We start from the raw sequence: 9,461 nt of genomic DNA on the forward strand, positions 1-9,461 counted from the left end.
ACGTTCCGAACGGTCAACGTCCGATTAGGGCACAGGACGAAGACTTGCTGCCGGTTGAGTACTTCCACGTGGTCTTCACTCTCCCATAGCCGACGTCCCTGTCGGTCGTGGAGGCATGCCCTCGTTTTCAGCAGCATGGATTGACGCCATGTCACGTGCACCTAGACGCGCCGGGTTCCGGTCCAGGACATCCCTGTCAGACTGGGGCGTCCGGCGCCCCGAATAGAGATGTCGCATATGTGCTGCAGAGACCCCGTCGGCCTCCATCACGAGGCGCACCATCGGATCAGCCAGCATTTCCTCAAGGAAGAAGTCGGACAACGCTCTGCCCGTCAGCTTGTCCCTGGCGCGGGCATAGTCCAGATCGGCAAGGGAAAGGGTCAGAGACCGCGCAAGCCCCGGATGCGATGTCCGGGGATGAAGTTTCACCAGGACTGAGGCTTTCCAGGCTGCAGGATTCTGTTGATCCGGGGGTGAAACCAACTCCGTTTCGATCTCGTACTCTCCCGCCGGGAGCGTCTCGTCAAAGCCTGGAACGGTGAACGGTCGGGAAAAAACCGCAACGGTCTTGCTCGTCAGTTCTTCCATTGGCGTGATCCTCTCCCTTGTTGCTGCGGGTGGTCCGCGCCCCAGTTAAGAATGGGGCGCGTGGCCTGTGAACGTCTCAAGATGTCTTGGATTTCGCTAGCGCATCCTCGCCGGCGGCCTTCGACTCGTTCTCCTTGGCTGGGGTCTTCGCGGTCTCCGCGGGCTTCGGCTTCATTGCGGCCGCAGCCCTGGCGGTCAGGTCCTTGAAGGACATATCATCGATCCTTTGATTGGCCGACGCCAACTCCTCGTCCATGTCGGACCGGGATGCCTGGCATCGGTACTACCTATATGGGGGCTGACGACCCGATTTACGATGGCGCGCCGCCAAGAAGACAAAGATCACACCAGATCGTCAGTCCAAACCTTGAACTCCGTCAGCGTGTTCTGACCAAATGTCTGGGTCAGAGGGACGTCAGCGGCATCGCGGCCCCGCGCGATCAGAATTCTCGCAAACTTAGGCTTGTTGTTCCGCGGGTCGAACATGTGCCATTCACCAGCGAGAAAGACCCCCATCCACGCCGCAAAGTCCCCGGGCGGATGAGGCAGAGGTTCACCGATGTCGCTCAGATATCCGGTGCAGTAGCGTGCCGGAATATTCATGCAGCGGCACAAGGCGATGGCGAGGTGAGCAAAATCACGGCAGACGCCCTGTCGCTCGGCCATTGACTGCGATGCGGTGCGCGTCGCTTTCGCCTGCATGTAGTCGAAGCGGACATGCCCATGCACGAAATCGCAGATCGCCTGAACGCGTGACCATCCCGGGTCCGTGGTCTCGAAAAGACGCCACGCCTCCTCCGAAAGAAGATCGGTATCGCAATACCGGCTGCCCCGAAGAAACACGAGGGTCTCGAAAGGCAGATCCTGGACCGCGTGCTGCTGCGCGCCAGGGGACGCGGGATCGGGTCGGCCATAGTCGCGGAAGATGCCATCCGTTGACAGCGCGAAGTCGCCCGCCGGAGCCAGGAGGCGCGTACACCAGTTGCCGAAGCCGTCGCGGTAGCTTTCGAGCGGCACGCTTGGCGACGTCACGAGGTAATCGGCACGCTCCAGATCGCCAAAGCGCGAGTAGTGGACGTTCAGCATCGCAATCAGCGGCGTCGGCTGCGGGAAGCTGTATCGCAGACGACACCCGATGCTGACCCGCATGCCAGACACACGGCCGCGCCTGGTCATGTCATGAGTATCTTGCAAGGATGAGCGTTCCGAGGCATCGGGCCGGTGCCATCCTGCGCAAGGACGGGGAAGGCCAGGGACGCTATCACTCCAGCCACGATGGCCAGCCTCGAGATCAACCTTGCCAGCGGGTGTCTCATCGCCGCTTGCTCCTTGGCGGACCAGAGTCCGCCGGTTGCAGCGCGAGTCTTCGATAGCCCAAGCGTGAGCGTTCCAGTCAGCCGTCGCGTGGGCGCGGGCGGCGGCGGGGAGCCCCTGGAATTCGATCTGGATGGCATTCCTTCGTTCTCGGCCACCTGGATCGCGAAGTCCGGCGGAACTGTCCGATGAGTACGACCGGTCATCGGGGCGACAACTTGTGCAGGGCCGCAGCGGCAAGAGCATGTTCCTTCTGGTGGTAGTCGCCGCGGAACTTGCCATCGACCTCCACCTCCCAGATGCCGTTCCTTTCGCGCACCTGAACTCCACCGCGGTGCGGTGGCCAGTTCATGGAAGCCCCCTTTTCTCCTCTGCCTTTCGCCGACACGGGTTTCTTGTCGGTCAATTTCGACTCCTTCGCGATGGGCGCGCGCTCCTCTCCGAGAAGCATCACGGCGCGAATGAATTCTTCCGCGTAGTCGTCGGTTTCGCGGTGGTCATGCTCGTGCCGGGTCAATCTCATCGGTTCTACGAACCGTTCTCGGAGGTGGTCGACGAAACGCGGCTCGGTACGTGCCATGTAAGCGATCAGGGCCTGCAGAATCCGTTCATGGGCCAACACGCGCCGTTCAAGATCGGTCGTCTCTGCTGCCGTCCTGGTTAGATGTTTCACTGATGTCATAGCGTATTGTCCTCCTCGCTGCGCGGTTCGACGCTGGATGTCGTGTGTTCGAGCGAGGCAGGCAGTCCTTCGCCTCGTCGCGATCCAACTCTTGCCATACACCTACCAGCCAAGCGCAAATCGTGTGCTGACGCAGATTAGGGGCACGGAAATTAAGTGGGTGTGTCTCGCTTGGAAGCGGAAAAAAGCCTGGGCAATCCACGTGCCATGACCAAGAAACTATTGCCCCAGCTCGACATCTGTGCGTGTCACGATTGGCGTCGAGGGGTCTTGCGCTGGTCGGGCCCTGCCGGTTGATGCCACGCCACCGTCGTCCGGGACGCTGCCCGGATCGCGGACGGGGTCTGCCTCGCCCTGCATGCCGCGCAGGAACTGGAACAGATCGCTGTCCGTCGTCAGGACAAGCGTCGTGTCATCCGAGATCATGTCGCCGTAGGCCTGCATGGTTCGGGTGAAATCGTAGAATTCGACCGAAACGGCATCGACATTGTAGGCGCCCGCATAGATTGCTGCTGCTGCGGCATCGGCGGCACCGCGGATTTCCTCGACAGCGCGATAGGCTTCGGACTGGATCTTGTTCAGATCCCGCACCCTGTTGCCTTGAATACGGGCCGCTTCACCGTTGCCTTCGGACAGGAATCTTTCGGCGATCTGCCGGCGTTCCGAGATCATGCGGTCATAGATCTTGGGTCGCACGCTCTCATTGTAGTTTATGCGCTTGAAACGAATGTCGAGAAGCTCAATCCCGAAGACGCGCACCTTCTCCGCCGCCGCCTCGAAGATCTGCTGCTCGACCAGCGCCCGCCCCTTCGTGATGGGAACCAGTGCGCCAATGTCCTGCGCAAGCTCCTGATCAGTCAGAAGCGTGTCCCGAAGCGGCGTCCGGCCCCTGGTCGTGCGCACAATCTCGATGAGTTCGTGCTTGGCGACGGCGTTCCGCGTCTCGCTACCGAGGATATCATCGAGGCGCGACTGGGCGCTGCGCTCGTCGCGCAGGCGCAGAAAGTACTGCAGAGGATCGGTGATCTTCCAGCGCGCGAAGAGATCGACCGAGATATAGAGCTTGTCTTTGGTGGGCATGTCCGATGGCGAGCCGTCCCACTCCAGAACCCGGCTGTCGATCCGGTTAACCTCCTGAACGAAGGGGAGTTTTATCTTAAGACCGGCCTCGGTGATCGGCGCGCCGACCGGTTTGCCGAACTGGGTGATGATGGCTTGCTCCACCTCCCCGACCGTGTAGATCGCGGATGATGCAGCGGCGAGACCGGCGACGGCGATCCCGGCGGTAATGGTCGAAATGGTCTTCATGGTTGCTCTCCTGTCTGTCGATCCAGGTTCAAAAGCGGCAGGATGCTTGCCGTGGACCCGTCGACAATGATCTTGGAGCCAATTCCCGGCAGAACATCCTGCAGGGTTTCGATGTAGATCCGGCGCCGGGTAACTTCGGGCGCCAGACGGTATTCCGTCAGGAGCGCCGTGAAGCGTGCCGCATCGCCCTCGGCTTCATTGATCCTCCTCAAGCGATAGCCATCGGCTTCGCGGATGCGCTGGTCCTTTTCGCCTTCGGCCAGAGGTATGACGCGGTTGTATTCGCGGCGGGCCTCGTTGATGATCCGCTCCTTCTCTTGTTGTGCCTGGTTGACCTCGTTGAACGAGGCCTGAACCGGCTGGGGCGGATTGATGTTCTTCAACTGCACCTGGTCGATGCTGATGCCCATCGCGTATTTGGTCGCGAGCGCCTGCATCTTCAGCAGGGCTTCGCTTTCGATTTCCTGTCGCCCGACGGTGATCACCTCGTCGACTGTGCGGTCTCCCACGACTTCGCGCATGACGGACTCCGAGACGTAACGCAGGGTCGCGCTCGGCTCACGCACCTCGAACAGAAATTTCCGGGGTTCGGAAATCCGATACTGCACCACCCACTCCACGAGCGCGGCGTTGAGATCGCCAGTCACCATCTCGGTCTCGCGGCGACCGTCCGTCGGGCTCTGATAGGGATCGGAGGCACCCGGAGTCGTGAACCCGAACTCCTGTTTCAGCTGGCGCTTGACCGGGACCAACGTGGTTACGTCGATTCCGAACGGGATCTTGAAGTGCAGCCCCGGAGGAACTTCGGCCGCGTACTTCCCGAACCGTTGGACAATCGCGACGGAGTCGCTCGGCACCGTGTAAAATGAGGACCACGCCCCAAAAACCGCGAGCGCAATGGCGGCCCCGATTGCAAGACGCTTCACCGGTGGCAGACCGTCCGGCAGGATGCCTTGCAGCCGATCCCGGCCCCGCCTGAGAATTGCATCAACCTCAGGGGGAACGCGGGTCTGCTTGTTTTTCCAAGGTCCGCGATCTTCCGGTCCATTGTCATCAGAAGGCATCGCAAGCTCCTATCTCGGTTTTGGCACTCGGGGCGATGCCTGACTCGCGCGTTTGGCGGTGCGACCCGTTTTGCGCCATCACATCGTCGGCTCTGAACAGCATGACCTCAGAGGTCCAGTTCCTTCAGGCAGGCTTGCGCAATGTCTCGGTCCGGGGCATCGGTTCCTGGCATCGTCGCCCAGCCGGCGGTCATGAGAGCGTCGCGCCTCTGGTAGGTTGAGGCTGCCCGGATCGTTGCAAGCTTGTCCGCCCTAGCCGGGTCTGACCGCGCCATGTCGAGGCAGACCGGTACCATTGAGGCGACGACATCATTACGGGACATCGCCACCGCCCGGTCATTCGAAGTGCCGCCGGTCACCCAGCCACCCCATGTAAATCCGACGACGCCGACAAAGACAGCACCGATCACGGCACCATAGATGCCGGGTTTGAGCCATTCGGGAGTATTCATTTCAAGTCCTCCTGCGGAGAAGGCGCCGCCTCGCCGTGATTGTTCTTCTCAGTCGCGGCCCGATCCCGGCTCAGCGCCTCTTTCACGTCGCTGTCGGAAATCGCCCGTAACTCGGTACGTCCCGCATGACCGCCCCTTCCGCGCACCGTCAGGTAGGTCGCCGTCCGTCTATAGGCCTCGAAGCTTAGCCCCTGGAGAAGCTCTTCTTCGACGAGAACCTCGTAGTCGCCCGCGGGCAAATCGCCCGGGTATCCCGGCAAGGTGAACGGGTTTGAAAACGTCACCGTCGATCTGGTCGACCGCATGTTCATCTCTGGTCTCCGCGATGTTGGCAGATCCGTCGCTCACCACTGTTGACGGCCCCTTGGAGTCCGGGACGGACCAGTCGAACGATTTAGTATCTTGTACCTCGGGATCGTCCGACTGGTGCTGACGCATGTTAGTCCCGGGCACCGAACCGGCTGCGACCCCGTCCTTTGGTCAGTCGCCCACACTGACCTGTGTAAGGGCGGCGAGACCGACCTGCGCGTATCCTTTGGGAAACAGGGGCGATCTGCGTTCCTGCAACCCTTGAAAGGATTGGCGATGGCCGACCTCAATGTTCTCAACCCGCACCCGCCCGAGTTTGATCGGTTTCTCCATGCTACCGTCGGCGAGGACCGGAACGGCTATGCCGTGACTGTGCTCTCCACGCTCGCGCGGCTCGGTCTCGATCCATGGAACGAAACCGCTGAACTGGTCACGCTAGGACACGACGGCGCGCGCGCGCGGTTGGGAACGCTGCTTGCCCGGTTTCAGGATGTTCCCTCGCTCGCAAGCGATCATGGCAGGGTCGCACGAGACTTGAGCCAGCTGCTTCCCGAAGGCCGGGCGTCAGGTAGCCTGAAGCGAGCTACCTCGACGGTGACCGGCGACCGCCCGGGGACAAGCGGAGCGATCTGGGCGGTGCTCGCGATTATCTTCCTTCTATTTCAGATGTTCATGGTTGGCGGGTCGGGGTCAGGCGAATGACCGTATCAACCGCGACCGCGAGGAGACCGGCCCATGCGGCACACAAGTCCGGTACGCTTTCTCCACACGAACAGGGCAAACTCTGGGACATGGAGGAACAGTTCTGGACCAGCGGCGCCGACAGTGCGCAGGCGACCACAGCAACCAACGCCGTTATGGTCTTCCCCTATCCGCCCGGCATCCTCCAGGGCGACCAGATCTGGCCCCATCTTCGCGAAAGGACCGGCTGGCGTTCCGTCGTCATGGCCGAACGGCGCGTGACGCGATGCGGTGACATCGCGATCCTCACTTACCGGGTCTCGGCTGAAAAAACCGACGTGCCGATCTACAAAGCGCTTTGCGCCTCAACGTACCTCAACGATGAGGACACCTGGCTGAGGATTTCCCACCAGCAAACTGTGGTGATTTAAGAACCGCAGAGGCAATCGACCTGCCGCGGGCGCCGGGACTAACCTGCGTCAGTGCGGCGAGGCCCTGGCACGGTTAGATGAGACGTGCCCGCCGAATATTTGGTGGCGCATCTTTTTCCGAGTACCCGAGAAGCGTGTGGGCGTGCCGATCCCCAAAGGGTCGGCATGTCGGCGCGCTTCTTATTCTCGGAACGTCCAGGAAAGGACAATTCCAATGACTCCCGAACAGAACAAGACTGCCGAGAAGATGACCTCCGTGAAAGCCGCGTGGGACAAGGCGCCGGCTGGTCCGAAGAAGGACGCGGCGCTCAGGCACTACGAGGCAGCCGAGAAGGCGAACACGGCGAAGAACGAGGCCGAGACCAACAAGGAACTCGATGCGGCGAGCGAGAAGCTCTCGTGACATCCGACACCTGATGCAAACCTTGGCCGCCCCTCGCTTTGCGGAGGGCGGCCCTCTCATTTCAGGAGCGGGCCGCTCTGATCCAGATACGCCGGATCGAACTCGGCAAGTTCCGCCAGCCCCTCATAGTCGTGAAACGTCACGCGGCCGTCCCGAAAGGTCACCAATCCGTTCTCGCGAAGCTGCCGCAGGACGCGGTTCACGTGAATCGCACTAAGCCCCAAGGCATCTGCCAGGTGATACTGGGTCAGCGGGCAATCATACCCATCCTCAGTCCCCATGCCCACCAGCGCAAGCCGCGATCCCAGTTCCAACAGAAAATGTGCCATCCGGGCGTCCGCGTCGCGCCGGCCGATCCCGACAAGGTGTTCGACCACCATTGCCTCGTCCCGCGACGCCGCCCAGAGAATGGCTGTCGCCAGGCGCGGCGTCTGCGCGAACGCATCAAGAAGGTCGCTCGTCAGCACTTCGGCAGCCTCGATGTCGACGATGGGTTCGAAGCTGTGGTCCGAGGTGCGCAACAGCACGCTGCGCAGGCCGAGGAAATCCCCGGGCACCTGGAAATCGACGATCTGGCGCGTTCCGTCAGGTTGAAGCTTGTAGGAACAGACCCAGCCTTCCGACAGGATATACGCGGCTTGATCGGATTGCCCCTGATGCACCATATCACGCCCCGCGACGAAGGAGCGACGGCGCTGGTGCAGGCGCTCGAGCACGTCCAACTCTGCCTTTGACAAAGCGACAAAGGCCGAAAGCTTGCGGGTCAAAGGGCTGTGTTCGGCTGATGTCATGGGGCCTCCCGGCGTGTCGTGACCCAAGAGCAGAAATCGGCTCGGACACTGCTCTGGATCAGTCCAGCATAGAGCAATTCCTGCGAGATGTACGGATGCATCTGAATCTCACCTTCTCTCAGGTTCACGATGCCAAGGAAGGAAACTCAGATGTCCACCGCAAGCGAACATGCAGGCCAGGCCGCCCTATCGATCTGCGAGGCGCTCCTGCTTGCCATGAACGATCGCGGGTTGCTGCCGGAACACGAGATCGTGGGGGTTCTTCGCGACGCCGCGGCGACCCATGAGAACGCGGTCGGTACCGAACTCGAAATGGAAAGGCACCGGGCCGTCGCCGAAATGATCAACACGATCATCGCTGGCGGGAACTCTGTTCGACGCCCGTGAACCGCTCGGGCGGCGGTGTCGATCCGAATTCTCGGAGTGGAGACCGAATAGGATACCGCGGACTTGCGCGCAACGCAGCTAAGCATTTGACCCGGCCCGTTTCGCCAACGAAATCTCAACAAGGAGCACTTAGATGTCATTCACTCCACTCCACGACCGGGTTCTTGTTCGTCGCATTGAAGGCGATGAGACGACCAAGGGAGGTCTCATCATTCCCGATACCGCTAAGGAGAAACCTCAAGAAGGCGAAGTCGTCTCCGTTGGCGCGGGCGGAAGACGCGAGGACGGCGAGCGCATCCCGATGGATGTCAAAGCCGGCGACCGGATCCTGTTTGGAAAATGGTCCGGGTCAGAGATCAAACTCGATGGCGAAGACCTTCTGATCATGAAGGAGAGCGACATTCTCGGCGTGATCGCCTGAGTCCGAAACCTTTCACGTCAACCTCAGTCTCAGGAACTCACACCATGTCCGCCAAGGAAGTTCGATTCAGTACCGACGCCCGCGATCGCATGCTGAAAGGCATCAACACGCTTGCAAATGCCGTCAAGATCACCCTCGGCCCCAAGGGCCGAAACGTCATTCTAGATAAATCCTGGGGTGCGCCGCGCATCACCAAGGACGGTGTGACCGTCGCCAAGGAGATCGAGCTTTCGGACCATTTCGAGAATATGGGCGCCCAGATGGTCAAGGAGGTCGCGCAGCGCACCAATGATGAGGCTGGCGACGGAACCACCACCGCCACCGTGCTCGCCCATGCGATTGTCCGGGAGGGCATGAAGTCGGTCGCGGCCGGCATGAACCCGATGGATCTCAAGCGCGGTATCGACAAAGCCGTCGCTGCAGTTGTGGCCGAGATCAAGACCATGTCCCGGCCGGTCGGCGACAGCGACGAGATTGCCAAGGTCGGCGCCATTTCGGCCAACGGAGAAGTCGAGATCGGTCGGCAGATCGCCGACGCGATGGCCAAGGTCAGCAAGGAAGGCGTGATCACCGTCGAGGAAAACAAAGGGTTGGAGACCGAGACCGAAGTGGTCGAAGGCATGCAGTTCG

The 9,461-nt window shown here is 61.1% G+C and carries 16 protein-coding genes; 7 read left to right on the forward strand and 9 right to left on the reverse strand.

Features of this window, described 5'->3' with window-relative positions:
- Positions 1 to 75: 75 nt before the first annotated feature.
- The 3 genes from AC2FLZ_RS10525 to AC2FLZ_RS10535 form a co-directional block, all read right to left on the reverse strand.
- Entirely contained in the window at positions 76 to 588 is a 513-nt protein-coding gene (locus AC2FLZ_RS10525; protein WP_496821965.1) for a hypothetical protein, read from the reverse strand.
- Positions 589 to 664: 76 nt separating this feature from the next.
- Positions 665 to 844, reverse strand: coding sequence for a hypothetical protein (locus AC2FLZ_RS10530; RefSeq protein WP_496808654.1), 180 nt, complete (start codon positions 842 to 844; stop codon positions 665 to 667).
- Positions 845 to 930: 86 nt separating this feature from the next.
- Positions 931 to 1,737, reverse strand: a complete 807-nt coding sequence (locus AC2FLZ_RS10535; RefSeq protein WP_496882169.1) for a transglutaminase-like domain-containing protein — start codon at positions 1,735 to 1,737, stop codon at positions 931 to 933.
- A gap of 231 nt (positions 1,738 to 1,968) precedes the next feature.
- Between AC2FLZ_RS10535 and AC2FLZ_RS10540 the strand changes: the two genes are divergently transcribed.
- On the forward strand, positions 1,969 to 2,094 hold the full coding sequence (locus AC2FLZ_RS10540; protein ID WP_281178064.1) for a hypothetical protein: 126 nt from the start codon (positions 1,969 to 1,971) through the stop codon (positions 2,092 to 2,094).
- Between the two features lie 10 nt (positions 2,095 to 2,104).
- Here AC2FLZ_RS10540 and AC2FLZ_RS10545 read toward each other — a convergent pair whose 3' ends face one another.
- From AC2FLZ_RS10545 to AC2FLZ_RS10565, 5 genes are all read right to left on the reverse strand, one after another.
- Positions 2,105 to 2,584, reverse strand: coding sequence for a hypothetical protein (locus AC2FLZ_RS10545; RefSeq protein ID WP_496808653.1), 480 nt, complete (start codon positions 2,582 to 2,584; stop codon positions 2,105 to 2,107).
- Between the two features lie 219 nt (positions 2,585 to 2,803).
- Positions 2,804 to 3,892: a protease modulator HflC gene (hflC, locus tag AC2FLZ_RS10550; RefSeq protein WP_157707885.1), complete on the reverse strand. Its 1,089-nt coding sequence runs from the start codon at positions 3,890 to 3,892 to the stop codon at positions 2,804 to 2,806.
- On the reverse strand, positions 3,889 to 4,956 hold the full coding sequence (hflK, locus tag AC2FLZ_RS10555; RefSeq protein WP_496808652.1) for an FtsH protease activity modulator HflK: 1,068 nt from the start codon (positions 4,954 to 4,956) through the stop codon (positions 3,889 to 3,891). The genes hflC and hflK overlap by 4 nt, the downstream gene beginning before the upstream one ends.
- A gap of 107 nt (positions 4,957 to 5,063) precedes the next feature.
- A complete protein-coding gene (locus tag AC2FLZ_RS10560) occupies positions 5,064 to 5,408 on the reverse strand; it encodes a hypothetical protein (protein ID WP_496716885.1) in 345 nt (114 codons plus the stop codon).
- Positions 5,405 to 5,713 (reverse strand): hypothetical protein, encoded by a 309-nt coding sequence (locus AC2FLZ_RS10565; protein WP_157707887.1) that lies wholly within the window; start codon positions 5,711 to 5,713, stop codon positions 5,405 to 5,407. The genes AC2FLZ_RS10560 and AC2FLZ_RS10565 overlap by 4 nt, the downstream gene beginning before the upstream one ends.
- A 280-nt stretch (positions 5,714 to 5,993) precedes the next feature.
- On the opposite strand from AC2FLZ_RS10565, the gene AC2FLZ_RS10570 reads away from it, so the two are divergent.
- The 3 genes from AC2FLZ_RS10570 to AC2FLZ_RS10580 all read left to right on the forward strand — a co-directional run bounded on the left by AC2FLZ_RS10570 (position 5,994) and on the right by AC2FLZ_RS10580 (position 7,232).
- Positions 5,994 to 6,419 carry a hypothetical protein gene (locus AC2FLZ_RS10570; protein ID WP_496808651.1) on the forward strand — a complete coding sequence of 142 codons (426 nt, stop codon included), beginning with the start codon at positions 5,994 to 5,996 and terminating at the stop codon, positions 6,417 to 6,419.
- A complete protein-coding gene (locus AC2FLZ_RS10575; protein WP_235857928.1) occupies positions 6,416 to 6,829 on the forward strand; it encodes a hypothetical protein in 414 nt (137 codons plus the stop codon). The genes AC2FLZ_RS10570 and AC2FLZ_RS10575 overlap by 4 nt, the downstream gene beginning before the upstream one ends.
- 214 nt (positions 6,830 to 7,043) lie before the next feature.
- On the forward strand, positions 7,044 to 7,232 hold the full coding sequence (locus AC2FLZ_RS10580; RefSeq protein ID WP_099275886.1) for a hypothetical protein: 189 nt from the start codon (positions 7,044 to 7,046) through the stop codon (positions 7,230 to 7,232).
- 56 nt (positions 7,233 to 7,288) lie between these two features.
- On the opposite strand, the gene AC2FLZ_RS10585 is transcribed toward AC2FLZ_RS10580, so the two are convergent.
- Complete coding sequence (locus tag AC2FLZ_RS10585; protein ID WP_496716883.1) at positions 7,289 to 8,023, reverse strand: Crp/Fnr family transcriptional regulator; 735 nt, start codon at positions 8,021 to 8,023, stop codon at positions 7,289 to 7,291.
- 150 nt (positions 8,024 to 8,173) lie between these two features.
- Between AC2FLZ_RS10585 and AC2FLZ_RS10590 the strand changes: the two genes are divergently transcribed.
- The 3 genes from AC2FLZ_RS10590 to AC2FLZ_RS10600 all read left to right on the forward strand — a co-directional run.
- Positions 8,174 to 8,410 (forward strand): hypothetical protein, encoded by a 237-nt coding sequence (locus tag AC2FLZ_RS10590; RefSeq protein WP_157707891.1) that lies wholly within the window; start codon positions 8,174 to 8,176, stop codon positions 8,408 to 8,410.
- 133 nt (positions 8,411 to 8,543) lie between these two features.
- Positions 8,544 to 8,831, forward strand: a complete 288-nt coding sequence (locus AC2FLZ_RS10595; RefSeq protein WP_062563235.1) for a co-chaperone GroES — start codon at positions 8,544 to 8,546, stop codon at positions 8,829 to 8,831.
- Between the two features lie 44 nt (positions 8,832 to 8,875).
- Positions 8,876 to 9,461: TCP-1/cpn60 chaperonin family protein (locus tag AC2FLZ_RS10600; protein ID WP_496882168.1), on the forward strand; the 586-nt coding region annotated here is incomplete at its 3' end.

It is taken from the genome of Ruegeria sp. YKSF131 (assembly GCF_059612645.1).